The organism is Arthrobacter sp. Soil_C_49 (assembly GCF_057656635.1).
Window position 1 is genome coordinate 111,465 of sequence record NZ_JBDGJZ010000008.1, and the last position, 22,652, is coordinate 134,116.

Below are 22,652 nucleotides of genomic sequence, written 5' to 3' on the forward strand. Positions count from 1 at the left end.
CGTTAGGGGCGGTGGTGGGAGCCTCAGGCTCCGGACGCGGTCCCTCTGCGGTCACAGTCCAGCCAGCCTGGCTTCGCCGCGGGCCGCAAGTTGTTCACGGAGCCGTGCGCCTTCGGCTGCGGGCAACCCGGGGATGTGCGCGCGGGTGCCCGGTGAAGCGGTATGAAGTTTCAAGGTGCACAGGCCCAGCCCGCGTTCCACCGGCCCGACGCCGATGTCCACGTACTGCATGCGGCCGTAAGGAACGGCCATGGTGCGCTGGAAGAAGATGCCGGTCCGGATCAGCAGGTCCTCGTCCCGTTCGGCGTACCCGATGGCCCGGACCTGGCGCGGGATCAGCACCAGCCGCCACAAGGCCAGCACCAGCGCGGCGGACGGGACGGCGATGGCCAGCCACAACGGCGGCCATTTCCACACCTTCAGGAGGACAAACACCAGCGGCAGGGACAGCAGGAACACCGTGATGAGGTTCGCCAGCGCCCACTCCACCAGCCGGACCGTGACGTATTTGGGTGACACCCGCTGCCAGATGATTCCCGGCGGGTCAATCGCCTCGGTATGCATATTCGCCTTCCCCCGTGGCTTCACCGCGCACCGGGCGGCCCGGCTTTCCGTCCGCCCCGTTGGTCTCGCCGTCCTCCGGCGGGATCCGGCAGAACCGCTCCACCAGGAAGCCAACCACGATCATCGCCAGGCCGCCGCCCGCCATGGCCAGCGCCAGCCAGGTAATGCCCTGGTTGCTGCGCAGGCTCCAGATCCGCAGCTGGTCCAGGAAGATTCCCACATGCCAGCCCAGCAGGACGGTGCCCGCATAGGCGCAGGCCTGCGCGAGCACCAGGGTCCGGGCCGCGAGCAACGGATCGAGCAGGGTCTTTTTCTTGGTGCTGTTGGGTTTGTTGCTGTTGCGCCACCGCAGGATCCTGATGCCCAGGATCAGGGTGATGGCCACAATCACGCCCATCGTGGCCAGCGCCGTGGCCGGCAGCACGGGAGTGGCCATGCCGTAGCGGCTGGTCACCACCGTGGCCGACCAGCCCGCCACGGCCAGGATGACGCAGATCAGCATCAGGCGCAGCGGATTGAGGGGTTTCATCGCTCCTCCACAGCTCCTGCCGTGGGCAGGCCGTCGTAGTCGCCGAAGCCATCGAACAGGGAGAGGTCACCGAAATCATCAGCGCGGGTTGCAAGGGCGCTGATGCGTTCGCTGTTCAGCGTGGCAGCGGGCTCGATCAACGACCAGGGGTACAGGACGAAGGCGCGGGTAGCGGCGCGGGGATGCGGCAGGGTGAGGACAGGGTCATCGCTGCGCAGGTCGCCGTAAGTAATGATGTCGACGTCGAGGGTCCGCGGCCCCCAGCGCACCTCCCGCACGCGGTGGTGCTTGTTTTCCACCGACTGGCAGTGCTCCAGCAACTCTTCCGGAGTAAGGCTGGTTTCGGCGGTGATGACCATGTTCAGGAAGTCCGGCTGGTTGGGCGGACCGCCCACAGCTTTGGTCTGCACAATGGGAGAAACCGCGAGAAGGCGGATCTCGGGCGGGTCAACGAGGTCCGCGACGGCCTCGGTCAGGGTCTCGTTACGCTCACCAAGGTTGCTGCCCAGGGCCAGCACCACCTTGGAATACCCGGAGTTCATGCGGCTTCCCCCTGCGCTGGTCTCTCCCCGTTAGCCCGGTCGCTCCTGGCCCGGTGGACACTCACCGCCACGTCACCGAAGGGCACCTCGATGGGCGCCTGCGGTTTGTGGACAGTGACATCCACGGCCTCAAGCCGGAATTCGCTGAGCAGGCTGTCCGCGATCCGGACTGCCAGCGCCTCGATCAGGTTCAGCGGTTCGCCGGAAATCCATTCAGTAATACGCTGCGCAACCTCGCCGTAGTGCGCGGTGTCCCGGACGTCGTCCGATTCCGCGGCCTTGGCAAAGTCCAGGTACAGCACCGCGTCCACCACAAAGGGCTGGCCCTCGCGGCGTTCAAAATCAAAGACGCCGTGATGGCCGACGGCGGTGACACCGGTCAGCGTAATCCTGTCCATGGCTGGCCTACTGGCTGGTTCTTGGGGCGGCCATGCGCGCGGCAACCTTGACGGCGTCCAGGCTGGGGCCGACGTCGTGCACGCGCACTGCCCAGGCGCCCCGGTAGGCGCTGATGGCGGTGATGGCTGCGGTGGCGTCATCACGTTCCTGGGGGGCTGCAGTCTTGCCGGCAACGGTCAGGAGGGTGCCGAGGAACCGCTTGCGGGAAGCGCCCACCAGGACCTTGTGGCCCAGGCTGTCCAGCTGGTCCAGGTTCTGCAGGAGTTCCCAGTTCTGGGCATCGTTCTTGGCGAAGCCCAGGCCCGGGTCGATGATGATCTGCTCCGGGCTGACACCGGCGGCGTAAAGCTTGTCCCGCACTCCGGCCAGCTCGGCCACCACTTCGCCGGCAACGTCCTTGTACTCGGCCAGCGAGTTCATGGTGCGGGCGTCGCCGCGGCGGTGCGTGAGGATGTAAGGGACCTTGGATGACGCGGCGAGCTCGGCCATTTCGGGTTCCATGGTGAGCCCGGAAACGTCGTTGATGATGGCCGCGCCCGCCTGCAGCGCGGCCGCCGCCGTAGCGGCGTGGATGGTATCGATGCTGACCAGGGCACCGGCCTTCACCAAAGCCTCGATCACCGGAATCACTCGCCGCTGTTCTTCCTCCGGGCTGACGTCCTCTGCGCCGGGGCGGGTTGATTCGCCTCCGACGTCGATGATGTCCGCTCCCGCATAGAACATCCGCAACCCGGCGGCGATGGCGGAGTCCGCCGTGCCGTGCTGGCCGCCGTCGCTGAAGGAGTCCGGCGTGACGTTGACGATGCCCATGACCAGCGTGCGGTCGGTGGGCAGGTCTTCGAAGCGGGCTGCCGGCCGTGGTTTGCGCAGGACGGGCAGTGGCGAGGTTGCGGGGCCGGTTCCCGGCGCTGCAGCGAGTGAATCCATGGTCTGTTGATTACCTTCCGAGGATGAGGCTCATGGCTTCGGCACGGGTGGCCGGGTCATGAAGCTGCCCGCGGACCGCGCTGGTGACGGTCTTTGCTCCGGGCTTGCGGATACCGCGCATGGACATGCACATGTGTTCGCATTCAACAACGACGATGGCGCCACGCGGCTTGAGGTGGCGGACCATCGCTTCAACGATCTCCGTGGTGAGGCGTTCCTGCACCTGGGGACGGCGGGCGTAGATATCCACGAGCCGGGCCAGCTTGCTCAGCCCGGTCACTTTGCCCTCATGCGAGGGAATGTAGCCCACGTGGGCCACACCGTGGAACGGCACCAGGTGGTGCTCGCAGGTGGAGTAGAAGGGGATGTCCTTGACCAGCACCAGTTCCTCATGGTCCAGGTCGAAGGTGGTGGACAGGACGTCGGCGGGGTCGTGGTGAAGTCCGGCAAACACCTCGGCGTAGGCTTTGGCCACCCGCTTGGGGGTGTCCACGAGGCCGCCGCGGTCCGGGTCTTCTCCGATGGCCAGAAGGATCTCGCGGACGGCAGCCTCAATACGGGGCCGGTCCACCTTCTGGTGCTTTGAATGGTGGGCGCCGCCCTCCGCCGGGTAGCCGGCGGAGGCGGGAACGTCGTCGTCGTCGAAGTGGGTCACGTAAGAAAGCTTAGCCGCGAAGGGCGTCAGGCCCCGAGTCGGGGATGCCTCCCTGGAACGGGGCGTCTTCCGGAACACCCTGCGGATGCGGCGGCTGGGCGTCCAGCGGCTCGTCCAGGCGGGCCTGCTTGGCTTCCTCCTGGGCTTCACGTTCAGCCTGCTCCCGGCGGGACTCCACCGGACCGGCCTTCTGCACCGGACGGGTCTCCTTTGACAGCCACACCTCGCGGAAGTCGCGCTTGCGGATGTCACGGAAGATGTCGGCGATTTCGGCCTGGTTCAGCGTTTCGCGCTCCAGCAGTTCGAGGGCCAGCCGGTCCAGGACGTCGCGGTTCTCGGTGAGGATGGCGTAGGCCTCGTCATGGGCCTGGTCGATCAGCCGGCGCACTTCCTCGTCCACCACGTAGGCGATCTGGTCCGAGTAGTTGCGCTCGTGCCCGGCGTCGCGGCCCAGGAACGGCTCGCCGCCGCCCTGGCCCAGCCGGACGGCGCCGACGCGTTCGCTCATGCCGTACTCGGTGACCATCTTCCGGGCGGTGCCGGTGGCCTTTTCGATGTCATTGGAGGCGCCGGTGGACGGATCGTGGAAGACGATTTCCTCGGCGACGCGGCCACCCATGGCGTAGGCCATCTGGTCCAGGAGTTCGTTGCGGGTCACGGAGTACTTGTCGTTGTCCGGGACCACCATGGTGTACCCGAGGGCGCGGCCGCGGGGAAGGATGGTGATCTTGGTGACCGGGGCCGAGTTCCGCAGTGCAGCCGCCACGAGGGCGTGGCCGCCTTCGTGGTATGCGGTGATTTTGCGCTCGTGTTCCTTCATGACGCGGCTGCGCTTCTGCGGGCCGGCCATGACGCGGTCGATGGCCTCGTCCAGGGCGCGGTCATCAATCAGGTTCGCGTTGGAGCGGGCGGTGAGCAGGGCCGCCTCGTTCAGGACGTTGGCGAGGTCTGCACCGGTGTAGCCGGGGGTCTTCTTGGCCACGGCCTTGAGGTCGACGCCGGGAGCCATCGGCTTGCCCTTGGCATGTACCTGCAGGATCTGGTCGCGGCCGATCATGTCCGGGGCGTCCACGCCGATCTGGCGGTCGAAGCGGCCGGGGCGCAGCAGCGCGGGGTCCAGGACGTCCGGGCGGTTCGTGGCGGCGATGAGGATGACGTTGGTCTTGACGTCGAAGCCGTCCATCTCCACCAGCAGCTGGTTGAGGGTCTGCTCGCGTTCGTCGTTGCCGCCGCCGATGCCGGCACCGCGATGGCGGCCGACGGCGTCGATCTCGTCCACGAAGATAATGGCGGGCGAGTTGGCCTTGGCCTGTTCGAAGAGGTCGCGGACGCGGGAGGCGCCCACGCCGACGAACATCTCAACGAAGTCCGAGCCGGAGATGGAGAAGAAGGGGACGCCGGCCTCACCGGCGACCGCGCGGGCCAGCAGGGTCTTACCGGTACCCGGAGGGCCGTACAGCAGCACGCCCTTGGGGATCTTGGCACCAACAGCCTGGAACTTGGCCGGTTCCTGCAGGAATTCCTTGATCTCCTGCAGTTCCTCCACAGCCTCGTCGGAGCCGGCCACGTCAGCGAACGTCACCTGCGGCATGTCCTTGCTGACCATTTTGGCCTTGGACTTGCCGAACTGCATGATCTTGGAGCCGCCGCCCTGCATCCGGGTCATCAGGAACCAGAACAGGGCACCGAGCAGGATGACCGGGATCAGCAGCGAGAGCAGTCCGGAGAACCAGTTGCTTTCGATCGGCTGGTCCGTGTAGCCCTCGGCCGGCTTGGCGTCGGTGACTGCTTTAACCACGTCCTGGGCGCGGGCGTCCACAAAGAAGAACTGGACGCTCTTGCCCTTGTCCTGCCCGTCCAGCTGGAGGTTGTCCTTCAGCACCAGGTCAACACGGTTTTCGCCGTCGAATATCTTTGCCTGCTCCACCTTGTCGCCGGAGAGCAGTTCGAGGCCCTTGTCAGTGTCGATCCGGGCTGCACCGCCGGGAGCGAGCGTTGCAAAGGCCACCAGGAGCATCCCGATCACAACGACGATCCAGATGCCCGGGCCCTTGAAGAAGTTCTTAGCTTTCATCTGTTCGGGGGCTGGCCCCGTCCCTCCTGGTAGTGCTGCACGGCGAGTACTCTGCGCGCGTGATGGTGCTGCGTCAGCTTCTAGCTATACACCGTCCGGAGTAGATCACGCATGGTGTCGGGCAAAAGTTCCCTGTGGGCGTAGCGGCCGGCGGCACCGCCGCAGCGCAGGTCAGGGGGCCTGGTACCGGGGCTGGGCCACGGAATTGCGGGTCACCAGAGGGCAGTCAAGCAGGACCGGCTCAGGCACGGCAGCGTCCGGCAGTTGCGTCCCCTCAACCGTGTCTATCAGCCGTTGCGCGGCCCAGGCGCCCATCTCATAGTGTGGCAGGGCAATGGTGGTCAGCCCGGGGTGCAGGTTGGCAGCGATCAGCTCCTGGTCGTCAAAACCCACCACGGACAGGTCCGCGGGAATGTTCAGGCCCAGCTCGGCGGCTGCCCGGTATGCTCCCATGGCCATGCGGTCGTTGTAGCAGAACAAGGCCGACGGCGGGTGGTCACCTTCAAGCATGCGGCGCGCAGCCTCGTAGCCGCCCCGCGAATCAGACGAAGCTGCCTCCACAGGTGCCGCGCCGCCGTCGAGCCCTGCTCCGTGGAGTGTTTCGCGGAAGCCGCGGAGCCGCTCGCGGGTGGAGGGCTCATCCTCGGTGTTGTTGAGGAACCCGATGCGGACGTGGCCCGCGGCGAGCAGGGTTTCGACGGCGGTCCGTGCGCCGCCGTACTCGTCCGGGACCACGGAGGTGAAGCCGCCGCCTTCACTGACCGCGTCAACGAGGACGGCCGGAACCTTCCCCAGGTTGGGCGGTGCCTCCACCACCCGGTGGTACATGGTGGCGTAGAGGATGCCGTCCACCTGCCGCTCAAGGAGCGCGTCCACGTCCGCTTCGCGGGACGCCGCGCCCGCGGCAACCGACGTGTTGATGACCATCAGGGTGTAGCCGCGTGCCCTGGCGGCGTCATCGGCGCCCAAAAGGATGCGGCCGGCGTGCGGCGTGGTGGCGATGTCCTCGCTGACCAGGCCCAGCATGCCGGTGCGTTTGCTCCGCAGGGCCTGGGCCAGGCGGTTGGGACCGTAGCCCAGTTCCACGGCCGCGGAGCGGACCTTGTCCCGCGTTTCGGCGCTGACGCGCGCGTAGGCAACATCGTTCAGGACATGGGAGACCGTGGTGACAGACACTCCGGCGGCCAGGGCCACGTCCTTGATGCCAATGTTTTTACGCAAGTCCGGGGCGGCGCAGCCTACTCGTAGACGTGCGGCGCGAGGGTGCCCACGAAGTCCAGGTTGCGGTACTTCTCGGCGTAATCCAGGCCGTAGCCCACCACGAACTCGTTCGGGATGTCGTAACCGACGTACTTGACATCGATCTCCACCTTCGCGGCCGTCGGCTTGCGGAATGCGGTGCAGATTTCCACGGACGCGGTGCCGCGGGATTCCAGGTTGGTCTTCAGCCAGGACAGGGTGAGGCCGGAGTCAATGATGTCCTCGACGATCAGCACGTCCTTGCCCATCAGGTCCGTATCCAGGTCCTTCAGGATGCGGACAACACCCGAGGACTGGGTGCCGGAGCCGTAGGAGGAAACAGCCATCCAGTCCATCGAGATGTGGCTGTGGAGTGCCCGGGCGAGGTCGGCCATCACCATCACGGCACCCTTGAGGACGCCCACCAGGAGGATCTCGCGGCCCTCGTAGTCCTTGTCGATCTGCGCAGCGAGCTCGGTGATCCGCTGCTGGATCTGCTCCTTGGTGTAGAGAACGTGCTTGAGGTCTGCCTGGACGTCGTTTGAATCCACCAATGGCTCCTGTGTAGATGCGGGGGTGCGACTATTTTGCGGGCGGTTTTTGAGGCCGGAATACTAGCTTCCCACAGCGTGCGCCTCCGCGGGGAACGGGAGTGCCGGCGTCGGGCGGGCCCGCATCCGATGCACCCTTCCCCGGCCCGGACGGCTGCGCCAGCTGGGCGAGCGAGAGACGGTACACGCTCACGCCGCCGGGCAGCTCGACCGGACCTGCGGACCCCTGCCGCCGCAGCAGCGCTTCCGCGGCCAAAAGGCGCTGGTAGCTGGGCTGCTGCCCTCCGACGTCGGCCGCTGCCTTGGCGATCACGCGGAACCTGATGGCGGGTGCCAGGGTTCGCAACGCATCCTCCGGAAGGCTCAGTTCACGGCCGTTCCGCTCCACGAGCGAAGCGAAGGTGCTTTCCGCCACATCCTCGAGGTAGTCGGCGTCCAGCTGCAGGATGGCGGCTGTCCGGGCCAGGGATTCCGCGACGCCGGGCCCCAGCTTCTCCTCAAGGTGCGGCAGGACTTCCACACGGGTGCGCGAACGGGCGAAGGCCGGATCGGAGTTGGTGGGATCGTGCCACGGGTCCAGCTCCTCGACGGCGCAGATCTCTTCCGTGTCCGCCCGGCGGAGTCCGAGGAAGGGCCGCAGCAGCTTGCCGCGGGCAGGCCTCATCCCGGCAAGTGAACGGGTTCCCGAACCCCGGGCCAGGCCCAGGAGCACCTGTTCGGCCTGGTCGTCCAGGGTGTGTCCGAGCAGGATGGCGTCCGCGCCCTGGTTCGCGGCGGCCGCCTCCAGCGCTGCGTGCCGCGCATCGCGTGCGGCGGCTTCGGGGCCTGTTCCGGCGGTAGCCACTGTCACAGTCCGGATCTCCACGGGGGCGAGGCCCAGTTCCTCCAGGACCCGGGCTGTTTCGGCCGCCACCTTGGCGGAACCTTCTTGCAGCTGGTGGTCCACCACCGCGGCACCCACCGTGATGGGGTGGCCGTCAACGTGGCCGCGGCGGGCGAAGTAGGCGGCCACTGCTGCCAGGGCGAGGGAGTCCGGTCCACCGCTGCAGGCCACCAGGAGGTGCCGGGGGTAGCCGGCCTGGGCCAGGGCGTCCTGCAGCATCCTGCGCGCAGTGCCCACGACGGGCGCAAGCCGCCCGGGCCGCCGTCGTCCGCTGTGCCGGGATGGTTCGCTGGGCTGCGCTGGCTGGGGAGCGGTGTTAATCAGAGTCCCATCCGCTCAAGCCACAGCTTGGCATCGTGGATCTCGGGCTCGGTGGGCAGGTGGTCGGCGGACTCCCACACCCTGTTGAAGCCTTCCATTCCGGCGACATCCACCACTGCACGCACGAACCGCGCGCCGTCGGAATACTGGCGCATCTTGGCGTCCAGGCCCAGCAGGCTGCGGATGAACTTTTCGATGATGCCCCGGTCCTTGCCGCGGTCGTTGAACCGCTGCCGGATGGTCTTGACCGACGGCACGATGCTGGCGTCCACCGCGTCCATCACCACGTTGGCGTGGCCTTCGAGAAGGCTCATCACGGCGGTGAGGTGCGAGATGGCGGCCTTCTCCTCCGGATCCTGCAGCAGGTCCAGGATGGCGCCGCGGCCGGGTGTGTTCCCGTTGCCGGTACGGTCCTTCAACGAGCGGGCAGCGGCCGTGGCGCGCTCCATCAGCGAGTCGACGTTGCCCAGCAGGTGCACGCTGAGTTCGTCGATCTGCTGCAGCATGTGGTGCCGCAGCCAGGGGGCTGCGGCAAACTGGACCCGGTGGGTCTGCTCGTGCAGGCAGACCCAGAGGCGGAAATCCTCCGGGGTAACGTTCAGCTCCCGCTCCACGGAGACGATGTTCGGGGCCACGAGCAGGAGCCTGCCGCCGGGGGGCGCATTGGAACCCTCCGCGAGCGCCGCGAACGGATCGTATTGGCCCAGGACCTTGCTGGACAGGAAAGCGAGGACAGCACCCAGCTGGCTGCCGGTGATCGCGCCACTGACACTGGCGGCGGCCGGGCTGAGCGAACCGCGCCGGCTTTCGAGCATCTTTTCCATGGCGGGCTTCAGCATCACGGCGAAGCTTTGGGTGTTGGCCTTGGCCCAGGAGGCGCGGTCCACCACCAGCACGGTGGAATCCCGTAGATCCCGTGCCGCTTCCAGCCCCGTGATCTCGTGGACGTGCTCCACCGAGGCGTCGGCGAGCCGGCGCAGGCTGTCCACGGCGTCGCCGATGGCGGCCTGGTTCAGGACCGGACCGGCCGGGGTCAGCCGCGCCGCCGTGGAGGCGGCCAGGTCCCAGTTGATCAGGGACGAGGCCTGGCTGGACAACGTTTGTGCTGACGACTCACCTGCAGTGGACTCCATAGGTCCCATCAGAACACAGCAGGCTGGGGATAGTCCTTAAGTTCGCTCACCGGCGAACCCCCACAGCGTCCTCCAACACCCACAGCCCGCGCACAGGAATACCAAAGCGGGTGCTTATCCGGCCGGCGCAGAGTGGAAGCAGGAGCCCTCCCCCACACGGACGGCCCGGGCCCGCATAAACGGCGCCGGGCAGCAACAATTGAGCGGGGCGGGGCCGCTCCTGCGGAGGGGCGCGCTACCTGCAGCCGCAGCCCGCAAGCGCCGTGGCGGCCCGGTCCAGCGCCACCTTGTTGCCGGCGGCGCCGGGCGTGAGCCCGTTGCCGATGAAGGAGAAGACCAGGAGGCGGCCGTCGGCGTCCACCACGTAGCCGCTGAGCGCCAGCACCGTGTTCAGTGTGCCGGTCTTGGCGCGGACCAGCCCTGCGCCGCGGGCGGTTGAGTCTTCACCGTAGCGCGTGTCCAACGTACCGGTGAGGCCTGCCACGGGGAAGCCGTCCAGCGCCGCTCGCAGCCGGTTATCAGTGCCGGCGGCAATGGCGCGCACGACTTCAGTGAAGTGGCGGGCTGACACCTGGTTGCCCATAGCGAGTCCGCACACATCCACGAGCCTGATGCCGTCCACGTCGATTCCGGCGCCGGTGAGCTGCGCGCGGACGGCAGCCGTGGCGCCGTCGTTGCTCCCGGGACCACCCGCCGCCACCGAAGCCATCCGTCCCAAAACTTCGGCAAGGTAGTTGTCCGAGGCCTGCAGCATCAGGTCCACCTGCTCGGCCACCGTGGCTGACTGTGCCTCCGCGAGGACCGCCCGCTCCCCCGGCTCCCCGCCTGTTGGTGCGGAACGGGGGGAACGTTCGACGGCGGGTGCCACAGTCAGTCCCGCTGCCGCGCCCGCCGCCCGCAGCCGGGCCGCAAATTCCTCCGCCACCCTAACGGCCGAATCCTGCGGGCGCGGGCCGGTGGTGACGGCGGGATCGTACCGCGCGGAGTTCAGCGCCAGCGGGTACACCGGCGCCACTTCCCCCGCAGCAACGTCCCCGCTTTCCCAGGCGGGGTTAAGGGCCGGGCCGGTGAACAGGGAATCGTCCACCAGCACTTTGATCTCACCTGATGTGCCTGCAGCGTTCAGCGCTTCCACCGTTTGCGCAGCCAGCGTCGCCAGGCCGGCGTGGCCCATCGCCTGGTCCGCGTTCGACTCCCCGGCGCCGAGGAGGACGTCGCCGCCGCCCACCAGCACCACCTGACCGGCAGCCGGGCCTTGCACCACGGACGTGGTGAAGCGGTGCTCCGGGCCAAGCGAGCGCAGGGCCGCCACCGCGGTCAGCAGCTTCAGGTTGGAGGCCGGCACACGGCTCTCGGAACCGCCGCGGTCAAAGAGGACCTGCCCGGTGAGTGCATCCTGCACCAGCCCCGTAAAGTTCCCGCCGCCGTCGGCCTTCAGCAGCGGCTCCACCTGAGCGGTGACGCTGGACGCGGCCGGGATGCCGGCCGACTCGTCCAGCGGGGCAAGCCCACGTGCGGCAGAGAGAGTGGCGGGAGCCTGCTGCCACTCCGGCGGCGGCGGGGCGGGGGCAGGGGCCTCCGGGCCCACGAACCCCGGCGCCACCAGCAGTGCTGCGGGGATCATCAGGACCAGCAGGAGGGCCGTCAGAACAGCGAAGGGCCAGGTCCGCTTGAGAGCCGGGACGGCACCCCGGAGACCGCGGCGGATGCGGTCAGGCCACGGCTCCGCGGCAGTTGGATTGGTCATGCTGGTGCTGGTCCTCAAGTCCTGAAATTTCCCCACAAGTTCCTGATTCCAGGGCCTCTCGCTATATCCTCAATAATAGTCGGCGGCACGGACACTCCCTTTGGTGAGCGGTCAAGTGTGCCGCGAACCCCCTGCAATTGCCGAGGAGCATTCCATGAAGCATGACGTGACCATCGAGATCCCCAAGGGATCACGCGTCAAGTACGAAGTTGACCACGAGACCGGCCGCGTCCGCCTGGACCGCGTCCTCTTCACCTCCATGCAGTACCCCACGCACTACGGATACTTCGAAAACACCCTCGGCGAAGACGGCGACCCGCTGGACGCACTGGTGCTCCTGCAGGACTTCGACCTGCACCCCGGCGTCATCGTTGAATCCCGCCCCATCGGCGTCTTCAACATGACCGACGACGGCGGCGGAGACGCCAAGATCCTCTGCGTTCCGGTGGATGCCCGCTTCGACCACATCCAGGAAGTCAGCGACGTCAACGAGTTCCTGATCAAGGAAATCGAGCACTTCTTCACCCGCTACAAGGACCTGGAGCCTGGCAAGTGGGTCAAGGCGGAGGGCTGGGGCGACCGCGCCGCCGCCGAAGCCGAGCTGGAAGCCTCCATCAAGCGTTACGTGCCCACCGGCCACTAGTCCCCACCGTCTCCCTCACCTCGCTTCGCTCGGTCAGGGAACCCTGACGGCGTGGGCCCATCCACCGTCTCCCTCACCTCGCTTCGCTCGGTCAGGGAACCCTGACGGCGGGTGCCCTGTTCGCAAGAGCCGGGCACCCGCCGTCGGACTTTTAAGTTCCTGCCCCCGGGCTCTCCGGGGAGGTGTGGCATTGTGGGTTGGTGAACTCCCAGCCTTCGTTCTATCCGCCCTGCGGTCCCGTCACCGGCCGGCGCGACGGGGACGTCCTCCGGGCCACCGGCATCCCCTATGCCAGGGCCGGACGCTTCCAGCCTCCCGCTCCTGTGCCGGTCTGGACCGAACCGTTTGCGGCCACTTTCCCGGCCCCCGCTTGTCCGCAAGGTCCCGTGCCGTTCCTCGACGACGTCCTGGGCACCCGCTACGGCGAGCTCCCGGGCAGTGAAGACTGCCAGAATCTCTCCATCACCATGCCGGCCGACCTTGCCACCGGCGAGCGGCTGCCGGTGATGGTGTGGATCCACGGCGGTTCCTACACCACGGGTTCGGGCGACCTGGCCATTTTTGATCCGGCAGTCCTGGTGGCCGAAAACCGCGTGGTAGTGGTCTCGGTGACCTACCGGCTGGGGCTGTTCGGCTTCCTTGCCACGCATTCAGGCCGGCCCGGAAACCTGGGCCTGCTGGACCAGCTTGAGGCCTTCCGCTGGGTGCAGCGGAACATTGCCGCGTTCGGCGGCGATCCGGGGCGGGTGACGGCGTTCGGGCAGTCCGCCGGTGGCGATGCCATCGCCCACCTTATGGCCACCCCGGAAGCGCCGCAGCTGTTCCAGCGGGCCATCATCCAAAGTGCGCCGCTGGGCATTTCCCGCGGCAGGGCCAAGATGAACCATGCGATGGGCATCGCGGCCGAAGCGGTTACCGAAGACACTCCGGCCATGGAGGTGGTGGAGCGGGAGGACCACGTGACGCAGGTGGCCCGGAAGTTCGGAATGCTGGCCGCCATGCCCTTCGGGACGCAGTACGGACACGCGCCCCTGCCGGAGGAACCGGACATCGAGGCCGCGTGGAACCGCTCCGCACCCGGGATAGAGGTACTGATCGGGCACACGTCCGAAGAGGCGCGGCTTTTCCTGCCCCGCAGCCCGTACCTGAGCCGGTTGGCCCGCGTTCCGGTCGCCGGAACCGCCGCCGTCCGGGCCATTGACTGGGTGGTCACCGAGACCGTGTACGGCCGGGCAGCAAGGAAGTTCGCCCGCCGTCACGCCAACGCAGGCGGAAAAGCCCACCGCTACGTGCTGCACTGGCATGCGCCCGGCAACATGTTCGGCGCTGCCCACACCATCGACCTGCCCCTTCTCTTCGGGAACCGGAACACCTGGGACGGTGTCGGGCTGATCGCCGGCGCCAAGTGGGAGGACGTGGACGACGTCGGGCGGCAAGTCCGAAGCCTCTGGGCGGCTTTCGCGCGGGGAGACTCCCTCGGCCGGACGGGCGGGATCCCGGGCGCGTTGACTTACCAGGCAGCCTGACGGAGGGGGTCAGGCTGCGGTGATGTTTCGGATGGCCTCCACCAGGATGTCCTGGCGCTGGAAGTAGGCGTTGTGGCCGGCGTCCTCGACCACCAGGAGGCGGGCAGCGGGCACCGTGGCGGCCACGTGCTCAGCCCCGCGGCGGATCCGTGGCCTTTCCTGGTCCCCGATCAACACCAGCAGCGGGCTGGTGATCGATTCCAGTCCCTGCTGAAACCAGTCCACATCCCCCGGATCGGCGCTCAGGAACTCCCCCTGGCTTTGCTCGAGGCTTCGCGGGTAACGGGCAGCCTCGATGGCGGCAGCAGTGGAGCGGACGCGGATGTAGCGGGCATAGTCCTTGGGGTTCTCGGCGATCCAGCGGTCCGTGAAGGAGTTCCCTACTCCCAGCCAGATCCTCTCGTCGTCGTCCAGCGAGCTGAACACCTCGAATTTCCCGGGCTGGCCTGCCTGCCCGGGCGGCGGCACCACCAGTGGCCAGCCCATTCCGCAAACCACGAGTGCTGCGGCACTGCCGGGATTCCGTACCGCCCAGCGCAGGGCCGTCATGCTGCCCATGGATTGCCCCACGATCACAGGGTTCTCCAGCCCCATTGAGCTGATGAACCGGTCCAGCTCTGCAGCCCGGTCCACCAGCGGGCCCTGCCGCGGGGAGTTGGACGACCAGCCGTGATCGTAGGTGTCGTAGGTCAACACCCGGAAGTCCTGATCCAGTTCGGCGGTGATCGGCTCCCAGCAGGCTGCCGCGGAAGCATGGCCGTGCAGCAGCACCAGTGGCTGGCCCCGGCCGGAGTCCGTGTAGTGGATGTCGTTGCCGAGCACATCGAGCCAGGGCATGGGGCTGGTCCTTTCGGGCGTGGCCTGCCGGGCGGCCGGCTACACACCAGAGTTCCAGAATCAGGGCCCGGAGTCATCCGGTGTCCAGAACAGGAACAGGGCCGCCGGGGGTGCCGCCGGAGGTAGAGTCTGGTTCCGTGAGAACGCTCGGAGTGGACCTTGCCGCGGCCACCAAAAAGACGGCGGTGGCGGTGATCGAATGGGGCCAGGGCTCCGCGCGGCTGGTCCACCTCGCACTCGATGTGGCTGACCAGGACATCGTCGAGTTGTTCGGAGCCACCGACATGACGGGCATTGATTGCCCCGTCGGCTGGCCGCAGGCGCTGATCCCGTTCCTCACCGGGCATCTGGAGTTCGACGGCGGCCCCGTCCTGGCGTACGACGGCATTGAGGGCCGGCGCCTGCTGGCTTACCGGGACACGGACCGCTTTGTCACCGCCCGGACCGGCCTGATCCCGCTCAGTGTCTCGGCGGACCGGCTGGCGCACCCGGCCATGCGCTGCGCCGTGATCCAGGCGAAAATCGCCGCACTCCACGGTCCCCAGCCAAGGGACGGCTCCGGCAGACTGGCCGAGGTCTACCCTGCCGCCTCGCTGAAGCTCTGGGGTCTCGGCGCCCGCGGCTACAAAGGACGCGGCACCACGGAATCCGAACGCCTGTCGGTGCTGCTCGGAAGCCTGCATGGGCAGGCGCCATGGCTGGACTTAGCCGGCCAGGAGGACCGGCTGGCCGGCTCGGACGACCTGTTCGACGCCGTCGTCGCTGCCCTCACCGCCCGTGCGGCCGCCGTCGGACTGACCCTACGGCCTGACGATGACCATGCGGCAGCGGCCCGCAAGGAAGGCTGGATCCACCTGCCCTCCAGCGGCCTCGCGGCCCTCACCACGTAGAGTTTTTGTCCAGATATGCAGGGTTCCGGGGCCCGGAGGTCAGCATATCTGGACAAAAACTCCGAGGGGTCAGCCGAGTTTCCAGTTCCGGATCTCCTCCGGGTCCTCACCGTGGGTGCGGGTGTGCTCGCGGGCCCGGATCCGGCGGTCCTGGAGCTCCTGCCGCAGCATCGAGTGCTTCTCCGCCAGGCCGGGCACGCGGTCGATGGCGTCGATGGCGAGCTGGAACCGGTCGATGCCGTTCAGCATGGCCATGTCAAAGGGTGTGGTGGTGGTCCCTTCCTCCTTGTAGCCGCGCACGTGCAGGCCCTCCTGGTTGTAGCGGCGGTAGGCCAGCCGGTGGATCAGCGACGGATAGCCGTGGTAGGCGAAGATGATCGGCTTGTCCGCGGTGAAGATCCCGTCGAAGTCCCGTGCCGGAAGCCCGTGCGGGTGTTCGCTCTCGTCCTGCAGCCGCATCAGGTCAACGACATTGACCACGCGGACCTTCAGCCCCGGCGCACCCAGCCGGAGCAGCTCCGCCGCCGCCACGGTTTCCACCGTGGGGACGTCGCCGGCGCAGGCAAGGACGACGTCGGGCTCCTCCCCCGGCACCTCCGAGCCCGCAAACTCCCAAATCCCCAGCCCGCGCTGGCAGTGGGTGGCGGCGTCCGCCGGACCCAGCCAGGTGGGTGAGGGCTGCTTTCCGCTGACCACGATATTCACGTAGTCCGTTGACGCCAGGCAGTGCTCCATCACGGAGAGCAGGGTGTTGGCGTCCGGCGGCAGGTACACCCGGATGACCTCCGCTTTCTTGTTTACCGCGTGGTCGATAAACCCGGGGTCCTGGTGCGAAAACCCGTTGTGGTCCTGCTGCCACACGTGGGAGGACAGCAGGTAGTTCAGGGATGCCACCGGCTGGCGCCACGGCAGCTTCCGGTGCACCTTCAGCCACTTGGCGTGCTGGTTGAACATCGAGTCGACGATGTGGATAAAGGCCTCGTAGCAGCTGAAGACGCCGTGCCGGCCGGTCAGGAGGTAGCCTTCCAGCCAGCCCTGGCACAGGTGCTCGCTGAGCACCTCCATCACCCGGCCGGAGCGCGCAAGGTGCTCGTCGACGTCGTCAATGCGGTACTGCCACACCTTGTCCGTGACCTCATAGACGTTCTGGAGCCGGTTGGACGCTGTCTCGTCCGGGCCGAAGAGCCGGAACGTTTCCATGTTCAGGGCCACGACGTCCCGCATCCATGAACCCAGCGTGACCATGGGACTGACCCGCTCGGTCCCGGCCTTGGCAACCTCGACGGCGTGATCACGGTAGTCGGGCAGCTTCAGCGCGCGCCGGAGCAGTCCGCCGTTGGCGTGGGGCGTGGCACTCATCCGGAAGTCGCCGGTGGGGGCAGCCTCGGCGACGTCGGGCCGGAGCCGCCCGTCGCCGTCGAACAGTTCCTCGGGGCGGTAGGACTGCAGCCATTCCTCCAGGAGCCGCAGGTGGTCGCCGTTGGTCCGAACCTCCGAGAGCGGCACCTGGTGGCTCCGCCACGTCCCCTCAACCTGCAGCCCGTCCACCTCGCGCGGCCCGGTCCATCCCTTCGGCGAGCGCAGCACAATCATGGGCCAGTGCGGTGCCTCAGCAGCTTGGTTCTCCGACGGCGTCCGCCGCGAGTCCTGGATGGCACGGATGTCCGTCATGCAGCTTTCCAGCGCCGCCGCGAAGTCGCGGTGGGCCTGCTCCGTGTTGTCCGGGTCCTTGACGGTAACGAAGTAGGGCTCGTGGCCGTAACCGCGCAGAAGCTGCTCAAGCTGCGCTTCGGGCATGCGCGCCAGAACCGTGGGGTTGGCGATTTTGTAGCCGTTCAGGTGCAGGATGGGCAGCACCGCGCCGTCCGCTGCCGGGTCCAGGAAGTTGTGGGAGTGCCAGCTCGCGGCCAGCGGCCCGGTTTCCGCCTCGCCGTCCCCAATCACGACGGCGGCCACCAGCTGGGGATTGTCGAGGACTGCACCGTAGGCATGGGCGAGCGAGTACCCGAGTTCGCCGCCCTCGTTGATGGATCCGGGGGTCTCCGGGGCGGCATGGCTGGGGATGCCGCCGGGGTAGGAAAACTGGCGGAACAGCTCCGCCAGGCCATCCTCGTCGTTGCCCACGTGGCCGTAGATCTCGGAGTACGTGCCTTCCAGCCAGGCGTTGGCGACGACGGCGGGACCGCCATGGCCGGGACCTGCCACAAAGAGCATCTCGGCGGAGTCGCGGCGGATGATGCGGTTCAGGTGCGCGTAGATGAAGTTAAGCCCGGGCGTGGTGCCCCAGTGCCCCAGCAGCCGGGACTTAGTGTGCCCGGCCGCCAGCGGTTCGCGCAGCAGCGGATTGGAGCGGAGGTAGATCTGGCCTACCGACAGGTAGTTGGCGGCGCGCCACCAACGGTCCACCAGTTCGAGTTCGTCCTGCCCCATGCTGCTGGTCATAGCCATCCTCACGTCGCGGTCACCGCCCAAAGACGGCCGTTGCTCCATCGCACCAGATGGGCCCGGACGAGGCAACCCCGCTTGCCGGGGCGAGGCTACCTGCGGGTAGGCTGTGCTTTCAGATGTTCACGCTGACAATCAACCAGACCGATAGCCGGCGCGATGGTGACCGGGTGCCGCAGCTGCTCAAGGACCTGCGGCATATTCCTGCGCGCCTGGACTTCGACCGGTCCGTGGAAGACGAAGTCCAGGGCATCGTGGAGTGCGCGCACCAGGCTGTGGAAGCGGCACTGATCGCGCTGCGGGCCGGTGCGTGGTACGTGGGGATCGGCGTCGGGCCCGTAAATGAACCGCTTCCCAACCAGATCAAGGACGCGTCCGGCCACGGGCTGGTGTACGCCCGCAGGGCGGTGGACAGGCTGCGGAACAGCAAGGAGCGGGTACCGGTTGCCGTGGAGGGTCCACTCGCCGATGTTGCCCACGACGCCGAGGCGGTGCTGAGGCTGCTGGGGCATATCGTCCGCGACCGGTCCGGTGCCGAATGGCGGGTCCTTGACCTGCTCACCCCGGGAGTCCGCGGGCAGCAGAAGGCCGTAGCCCAGGAACTGGGAATCACTACGCAGGCGGTCAGCAAGGCGGTGGCCCGGGCGCAGTGGAACGAGGAACACGCGGCCCGGCCGGCCGCAGCACGGTTGCTGGCCTTGATCCTCGAGGCGCGCTAGGGCTTCCTTGAGTTTGCTGCCGGCTGGCTTCCGAGGGCAGCCTCGGGCATTGACGTCCTCCCCGCCGGGTAGTTTTACAAGAGCAAATATTCCCCGGACAGAATTGAGGCCTGCCTTTTGGAAGGAGTGCTGAAGGGCTTTTTTGTGGTGGGCATGGTGCTGCTGGCGGGATATCTCCTGGCCCCGTACAACGTGCTCGGGCAGCAGGGGACGAAGGTTCTATCCGCCTTGTCGTTCACGGTGGGGCTGCCAAGCCTGATGTTTTCCATGATCGCCACGCGGCATATCACCGAAGTACTCAGCGCCACGGGCTTGATTTCGGTGGTGACGGCCGTTGCCTGCATGCTGATTTTTGCGGTGGTTGGAGCGCTGGGCCGGTGGGGGACACGGCGGACCGTCATTGGCGCATTGAGCACCGGCATAGTGAATTCCACGAACCTGGGCGTGCCGCTGTCCGCCTACGTTCTGGGCAGCGCCACGTACGTCACCCCGATCATGCTGTTCCAGCTCGCCCTGCTGACCCCGGTGGCCCTCACCATCCTCGATCTGGCAGATCCCAAGGGGCACAAACTCTCGGTCCGGAAGGTCCTCGCCACGCCGTTCCGGAATCCCGTGACCGTCGCGGCAATCCTGGGCATCCTGCTCAGCGCCTTCGAGATCGAAGTCCCGGAACTCGTCCTCGCCCCGGTGTCCCTGGCGGCGCAGATGACCGTGCCGCTGATGCTGATCATTTTCGGGATGTCCCTGCACGGGCTCACCCTGCGCGGCGGTACCGGCGAGGCCGCTCCCACGGCTGTCGCGGTGGTGCTCAAATCCGCCGTCCAGCCTCTTCTGGCGTGGATCCTGGCGGCCTTCGTTTTCCGCCTCGACGCGTTCAGCACCTTTGTGGTCACCGCCTGCGCCATCCTCCCCACGGGACAGAACGTGGTGCTCTATTCCATCCGCTACGGCGTGGGCCAGGCGCTGGCGCAGTCCACCGCCGTGATCACCACGGTGCTGTCCGTTCCGCTGCTGCTCGGAGCCGCGCTGCTGTTTGGCTAGGGCCCCTGCGGGTCAGCGCGGGCTCACGGGTCAGCGCGGGCTCACGGGTCAGCGCGGGCTCATAGTCAGCCTCGGCTGGCCGGGCCTCAGCCCTGGCTGGCCGCCATCACCGGCTCGCCGTTGAAGTATTCCAGCTGCCAGCCCTCGATTGCGTGGTGGTGCGCCAGGTTGAGGACGGCGTTGTCGATGCTTTTCAACGTGCTGCCCACGGCGCGGCTGAGGCTCACGCGCAGAAGCGTCCCGTGCGCGACGACGAGAAGGCGCCGTCCGCGGTATTCCTCGGCCAGTGCCTCCAGGGCGGCCAAGCCCCGGTCAGCTGCCTCGTCCTCGCTTTCGGCGCCGCGGAAGCCGCCGGGAATGCGGAGTGCGTCCAGTTCCGGGCCGGCCTGCATACCCTCCGCCGGGCCGAAGCTCCGCTCGGTAAGTTCGGGCATGCGGCGGACTTTGGTGAGCCCGAGCCCGGCCGCTATGACATCGGCGGTTTCGGCGGCGCGGCTCAGCGGCGAGGACACGATGGCGTCCCACTCGTACGCGGACAACACGGCGACGGCGTCCCGCGCCTGGGCCCGGCCGACGTCGTTCAGCGGGATGTCCGTGGCGCCCTGAAGCCGGCGCTGCGCATTCCAGTCAGTCTGGCCGTGACGGATGAGGGCGAACGTCGTGAGGGTCATGCTTTCCATTCTGCCCGACGGCGGGCCTGGCCAGGAATTGCGGCCCGCGCACCGGCGGCGCGAGGGTCTGTCCCGGCAGGGAGGCTGCCGAGGGCAAGCTGCATAGAGCGCTGCCTGGCGGAGGTTTTTCAGAGGAGGCTGCGGAGCACGTGGGCGGCGCCGTCGTCGTACACGGAGTGGGTTACCTCGTCCGCGGCGGCGATCACTTCCTCCGGGGCCTGGCCCATGGCCACTCCCCGCCCTGCCCAGCTGAGCATCTCGATATCGTTCCGCCCGTCGCCTACTGCCACCGTCAGGTGCGGTTCGATGCCGAGGCGCCCGCGCAAGGTCTCCAGGGCGCTGGCCTTGGTGACGCCGGCGGCCGCGATGTCCAGCCATGCCGTCCAGCCCACGGAGTAGGTGACACCGGCGAGGCCCACGTGCTCGATGGCCTCATTGAACTCTTCGGGCGTGTTTTCGGTGCTGAAGACCACCACGCGCACGGCGGTTGCTTCGAGCATGGTGTGGAAGTCGACGCCCACTGCCTCCACACCGAAACTAGGGTCCTGGAAGCGTTCGGTGGACAGGAAGTTGCCGTCCTCGTCCTCCAGCGCGTACTTCGCGGACGGAAGCCGCTCCCGGAGGGCCCGGAGGGCGGGCGCCGGATCGAAGGTGGCCTTGTGGATGACCTCGTAGCCGTTGTCCAGTTCCGGATGCAGCCGCAGCGTGACACCGCCGTTGCAGCACACGGCGTAACCGCGATCAATACCGATGTTTTCAATGATGGGCAGCATGGCGTTGAGTGACCGGCCTGTGGCGATCATGACCTCGTGGCCGGCAGCTACCACTGCCTGCGCCGCTTCACGAACTGCCGGGGACATGTGGCCGTCGTGGTCCACCAGGGTGCCGTCCACGTCCAGGGCGACCATCAGCTTCTGGCCTGCGTTGTTGTTTTCGTTGTTGTCTCGCCGGTCATCGTTGCCGGCGACTGAGGTTTCAGTCAGCGTTGTCATCCATCAAGTAGAGCAGATGCCCTCAAAAATCCGCTAGGACGCGCGCCACAGCGTTATTGAACAGTTGGTTAAGACCCACAGGTCGTGCACGCTGTGAGTGTTAACCTCCGCCTCTGGCCCGGGCGCGCATTGCGCTGGCACCCGCCAACGGACAATGCACCTGGGAACCCGCTGGTGCATTGTCCGTACGGAGGTGCGCTGCCGGTTTTGTGATTGTCCACATACATTCGATTTCGCTTTGATGCCCGGCACGTGCCACGGACGATGATCGGCATGGAGTTGATTGATGCCGCTGTATTGCACCGGAGTACCGGGGACTCCCGCTCCCTCAGCAGGCGCTACGCCCGCGGGGAATTGATCCGCGTCCGGAGAGGCGTCTACGCCCTCAAACAGGAATGGATCTCACTGGCACCCTGGGAAAGGTACCGCCAGACAGTTCTTGCTGTGAACCTGGAGCTGCCGGAGCCCAGGTTTTGCCTGAATACAGCCGCCGTACTGTGGGACTTGGAATTGCTCGATGTTCCGAGCCACGTCCACCTGTCCGGGGCCTCAAGGGGGCACACAGGCAGGAGCCGTCCAACGACTTCAGCCGCCCGGATGCCGTCCGGTTTTTCCGGATTGGAGGGACTTGGCAGCTACGGCATCGCCCGCCACGGCCCTCAGGCAGCAGCCGCAGTTTCACGTGCCGGGCTGTTGGTAACTCCATTACCGGAGACTGTGGTGTCAGTTATCGCGAGGGAGAATTTCGCGGCGGGTACGGTTCTGGCTGATCATGCCCTCGGAGTTCGGCGAACCTCGGGCCCCGGGGTGGGCAAGGACGAATTGCTGGCGCTCGCCGATCGTCTGGAATCGGGGGCCCGACGGCGTTGGGTCGCCCAAGTACTCGAGTTCGCCGTTACCAATTCGGGATCGGCCGGCGAATCGCTAAGCAGGGCACAGATGCACCTTTTGGGCTTTCCTGCTCCGCTGCTGCAGGCGAATTTCCATATAGGCGGGCGTTTCGTGGCCCGAACCGACTTCTTCTGGCCACTGTTCAAACTTGTCGGGGAGTTCGACGGCGACGCGAAGTACCTGCGCGACGAGTACCTTGGCGACCAGACCGCCCGGCAGGCGGTGTTGGCCGAGAAGAAGCGCGAGGACAAACTCCGTGCGGCCGGGTTCAGGGTAGTGCGCTGGGACTGGGCGATCGCTTCAGATGCGCCGCGCCTGGCCGCACTGCTGCGGACTGCCGGGCTTCCCAGCAGCGGGATCAGAAGCAAAAGCACCATCTAACGGACCTTGCACCCGCGGGTATGCAGGTGCAAGGTCTCTTAGAGGGTGCGAA

The 22,652-nt window shown here is 67.2% G+C and carries 22 protein-coding genes; 6 read left to right on the forward strand and 16 right to left on the reverse strand.

Going from position 1 to position 22,652, the window contains the following annotated elements; all coding sequences use genetic code 11:
- Positions 1-51: 51 nt before the first annotated feature.
- From AC3A4Z_RS14220 to dacB, 12 genes are all read right to left on the reverse strand, one after another.
- The gene (locus AC3A4Z_RS14220; protein WP_498712253.1) at positions 52-564 is read right to left on the reverse strand and encodes a PH domain-containing protein; all 513 of its coding nucleotides are present in this window, start codon (positions 562-564) and stop codon (positions 52-54) included.
- Positions 545-1,093: a DUF3180 domain-containing protein gene (locus AC3A4Z_RS14225; protein WP_050056737.1), complete on the reverse strand. Its 549-nt coding sequence runs from the start codon at positions 1,091-1,093 to the stop codon at positions 545-547. The genes AC3A4Z_RS14220 and AC3A4Z_RS14225 overlap by 20 nt, the downstream gene beginning before the upstream one ends.
- Positions 1,090-1,635 (reverse strand): 2-amino-4-hydroxy-6-hydroxymethyldihydropteridine diphosphokinase, encoded by a 546-nt coding sequence (folK, locus tag AC3A4Z_RS14230; protein ID WP_498712254.1) that lies wholly within the window; start codon positions 1,633-1,635, stop codon positions 1,090-1,092. Before folK ends, AC3A4Z_RS14225 begins: the two co-directional genes overlap by 4 nt.
- Positions 1,632-2,033: a dihydroneopterin aldolase gene (folB, locus tag AC3A4Z_RS14235; protein ID WP_498712256.1), complete on the reverse strand. Its 402-nt coding sequence runs from the start codon at positions 2,031-2,033 to the stop codon at positions 1,632-1,634. Before folB ends, folK begins: the two co-directional genes overlap by 4 nt.
- Positions 2,034-2,040: 7 nt before the next feature.
- Positions 2,041-2,961: a dihydropteroate synthase gene (gene folP, locus AC3A4Z_RS14240; RefSeq protein ID WP_498712257.1), complete on the reverse strand. Its 921-nt coding sequence runs from the start codon at positions 2,959-2,961 to the stop codon at positions 2,041-2,043.
- Between the two features lie 10 nt (positions 2,962-2,971).
- Complete coding sequence (gene folE, locus AC3A4Z_RS14245) at positions 2,972-3,616, reverse strand: GTP cyclohydrolase I FolE (RefSeq protein ID WP_050056741.1); 645 nt, start codon at positions 3,614-3,616, stop codon at positions 2,972-2,974.
- A gap of 10 nt (positions 3,617-3,626) precedes the next feature.
- Positions 3,627-5,690, reverse strand: a complete 2,064-nt coding sequence (gene ftsH / locus AC3A4Z_RS14250) for an ATP-dependent zinc metalloprotease FtsH (protein WP_493971163.1) — start codon at positions 5,688-5,690, stop codon at positions 3,627-3,629.
- Between the two features lie 171 nt (positions 5,691-5,861).
- On the reverse strand, positions 5,862-6,911 hold the full coding sequence (locus AC3A4Z_RS14255; protein WP_498712259.1) for a LacI family DNA-binding transcriptional regulator: 1,050 nt from the start codon (positions 6,909-6,911) through the stop codon (positions 5,862-5,864).
- Positions 6,912-6,928: 17 nt separating this feature from the next.
- Positions 6,929-7,480 (reverse strand): hypoxanthine phosphoribosyltransferase, encoded by a 552-nt coding sequence (gene hpt, locus AC3A4Z_RS14260; RefSeq protein WP_018770260.1) that lies wholly within the window; start codon positions 7,478-7,480, stop codon positions 6,929-6,931.
- Positions 7,481-7,511: 31 nt separating this feature from the next.
- The gene (gene tilS, locus AC3A4Z_RS14265) at positions 7,512-8,582 is read right to left on the reverse strand and encodes a tRNA lysidine(34) synthetase TilS (RefSeq protein WP_498712417.1); all 1,071 of its coding nucleotides are present in this window, start codon (positions 8,580-8,582) and stop codon (positions 7,512-7,514) included.
- Positions 8,583-8,683: 101 nt separating this feature from the next.
- Positions 8,684-9,817 (reverse strand): zinc-dependent metalloprotease, encoded by a 1,134-nt coding sequence (locus tag AC3A4Z_RS14270; protein ID WP_498712262.1) that lies wholly within the window; start codon positions 9,815-9,817, stop codon positions 8,684-8,686.
- Positions 9,818-10,052: 235 nt separating this feature from the next.
- Complete coding sequence (gene dacB / locus AC3A4Z_RS14275; protein WP_498712264.1) at positions 10,053-11,564, reverse strand: D-alanyl-D-alanine carboxypeptidase/D-alanyl-D-alanine endopeptidase; 1,512 nt, start codon at positions 11,562-11,564, stop codon at positions 10,053-10,055.
- A gap of 154 nt (positions 11,565-11,718) precedes the next feature.
- On the opposite strand from dacB, the gene AC3A4Z_RS14280 reads away from it, so the two are divergent.
- The gene (locus AC3A4Z_RS14280; RefSeq protein WP_018762663.1) at positions 11,719-12,207 is read left to right on the forward strand and encodes an inorganic diphosphatase; all 489 of its coding nucleotides are present in this window, start codon (positions 11,719-11,721) and stop codon (positions 12,205-12,207) included.
- Between the two features lie 197 nt (positions 12,208-12,404).
- Positions 12,405-13,733, forward strand: coding sequence for a carboxylesterase family protein (locus tag AC3A4Z_RS14285; protein WP_498712266.1), 1,329 nt, complete (start codon positions 12,405-12,407; stop codon positions 13,731-13,733).
- Between the two features lie 9 nt (positions 13,734-13,742).
- On the opposite strand, the gene AC3A4Z_RS14290 is transcribed toward AC3A4Z_RS14285, so the two are convergent.
- Positions 13,743-14,570, reverse strand: a complete 828-nt coding sequence (locus AC3A4Z_RS14290; RefSeq protein ID WP_498712268.1) for an alpha/beta fold hydrolase — start codon at positions 14,568-14,570, stop codon at positions 13,743-13,745.
- Between the two features lie 137 nt (positions 14,571-14,707).
- Here AC3A4Z_RS14290 and AC3A4Z_RS14295 point away from each other — a divergent pair, with 137 nt between their 5' ends.
- The gene (locus tag AC3A4Z_RS14295) at positions 14,708-15,460 is read left to right on the forward strand and encodes a DUF429 domain-containing protein (RefSeq protein ID WP_498712270.1); all 753 of its coding nucleotides are present in this window, start codon (positions 14,708-14,710) and stop codon (positions 15,458-15,460) included.
- 69 nt (positions 15,461-15,529) lie between these two features.
- On the opposite strand, the gene AC3A4Z_RS14300 is transcribed toward AC3A4Z_RS14295, so the two are convergent.
- Positions 15,530-17,902, reverse strand: coding sequence for a phosphoketolase family protein (locus tag AC3A4Z_RS14300; RefSeq protein ID WP_498712272.1), 2,373 nt, complete (start codon positions 17,900-17,902; stop codon positions 15,530-15,532).
- A gap of 122 nt (positions 17,903-18,024) precedes the next feature.
- Between AC3A4Z_RS14300 and AC3A4Z_RS14305 the strand changes: the two genes are divergently transcribed.
- Both AC3A4Z_RS14305 and AC3A4Z_RS14310 read left to right on the forward strand, forming a co-directional pair.
- On the forward strand, positions 18,025-18,624 hold the full coding sequence (locus AC3A4Z_RS14305; protein ID WP_498712274.1) for a hypothetical protein: 600 nt from the start codon (positions 18,025-18,027) through the stop codon (positions 18,622-18,624).
- Positions 18,625-18,750: 126 nt separating this feature from the next.
- Positions 18,751-19,665, forward strand: a complete 915-nt coding sequence (locus AC3A4Z_RS14310; RefSeq protein ID WP_498712419.1) for an AEC family transporter — start codon at positions 18,751-18,753, stop codon at positions 19,663-19,665.
- An 86-nt stretch (positions 19,666-19,751) separates the two neighbouring features.
- On the opposite strand, the gene AC3A4Z_RS14315 is transcribed toward AC3A4Z_RS14310, so the two are convergent.
- Positions 19,752-20,336: a histidine phosphatase family protein gene (locus AC3A4Z_RS14315; RefSeq protein WP_498712275.1), complete on the reverse strand. Its 585-nt coding sequence runs from the start codon at positions 20,334-20,336 to the stop codon at positions 19,752-19,754.
- A gap of 128 nt (positions 20,337-20,464) precedes the next feature.
- Entirely contained in the window at positions 20,465-21,328 is an 864-nt protein-coding gene (locus AC3A4Z_RS14320; RefSeq protein WP_498712277.1) for an HAD family hydrolase, read from the reverse strand.
- Between the two features lie 807 nt (positions 21,329-22,135).
- On the opposite strand from AC3A4Z_RS14320, the gene AC3A4Z_RS14325 reads away from it, so the two are divergent.
- Complete coding sequence (locus tag AC3A4Z_RS14325) at positions 22,136-22,600, forward strand: hypothetical protein (RefSeq protein WP_498712279.1); 465 nt, start codon at positions 22,136-22,138, stop codon at positions 22,598-22,600.
- Positions 22,601-22,652 lie beyond the last annotated feature (52 nt).

Excerpts from the sequence above, each read along its gene's own strand:
- AC3A4Z_RS14220 (WP_498712253.1), bottom strand. The coding sequence starts at position 564 with ATGCATACCGAGGCGATTGACCCGCCGGGAATCATCTGGCAGCGGGTG.
- AC3A4Z_RS14225 (WP_050056737.1), bottom strand. The coding sequence starts at position 1,093 with ATGAAACCCCTCAATCCGCTGCGCCTGATGCTGATCTGCGTCATCCTG.
- folK (WP_498712254.1), bottom strand. The coding sequence starts at position 1,635 with ATGAACTCCGGGTATTCCAAGGTGGTGCTGGCCCTGGGCAGCAACCTT.
- folB (WP_498712256.1), bottom strand. The coding sequence starts at position 2,033 with ATGGACAGGATTACGCTGACCGGTGTCACCGCCGTCGGCCATCACGGC.
- folP (WP_498712257.1), bottom strand. The coding sequence starts at position 2,961 with ATGGATTCACTCGCTGCAGCGCCGGGAACCGGCCCCGCAACCTCGCCA.
- ftsH (WP_493971163.1), bottom strand. The coding sequence starts at position 5,690 with ATGAAAGCTAAGAACTTCTTCAAGGGCCCGGGCATCTGGATCGTCGTT.
- tilS (WP_498712417.1), bottom strand. The coding sequence starts at position 8,582 with ATGCTGCAGGACGCCCTGGCCCAGGCCGGCTACCCCCGGCACCTCCTG.
- AC3A4Z_RS14270 (WP_498712262.1), bottom strand. The coding sequence starts at position 9,817 with ATGGAGTCCACTGCAGGTGAGTCGTCAGCACAAACGTTGTCCAGCCAG.
- dacB (WP_498712264.1), bottom strand. The coding sequence starts at position 11,564 with ATGACCAATCCAACTGCCGCGGAGCCGTGGCCTGACCGCATCCGCCGC.
- AC3A4Z_RS14280 (WP_018762663.1), top strand. The coding sequence starts at position 11,719 with ATGAAGCATGACGTGACCATCGAGATCCCCAAGGGATCACGCGTCAAG.
- AC3A4Z_RS14290 (WP_498712268.1), bottom strand. The coding sequence starts at position 14,570 with ATGCCCTGGCTCGATGTGCTCGGCAACGACATCCACTACACGGACTCC.
- AC3A4Z_RS14300 (WP_498712272.1), bottom strand. The coding sequence starts at position 17,902 with ATGACCAGCAGCATGGGGCAGGACGAACTCGAACTGGTGGACCGTTGG.
- AC3A4Z_RS14305 (WP_498712274.1), top strand. The coding sequence starts at position 18,025 with ATGTTCACGCTGACAATCAACCAGACCGATAGCCGGCGCGATGGTGAC.
- AC3A4Z_RS14315 (WP_498712275.1), bottom strand. The coding sequence starts at position 20,336 with ATGACCCTCACGACGTTCGCCCTCATCCGTCACGGCCAGACTGACTGG.
- AC3A4Z_RS14320 (WP_498712277.1), bottom strand. The coding sequence starts at position 21,328 with ATGACAACGCTGACTGAAACCTCAGTCGCCGGCAACGATGACCGGCGA.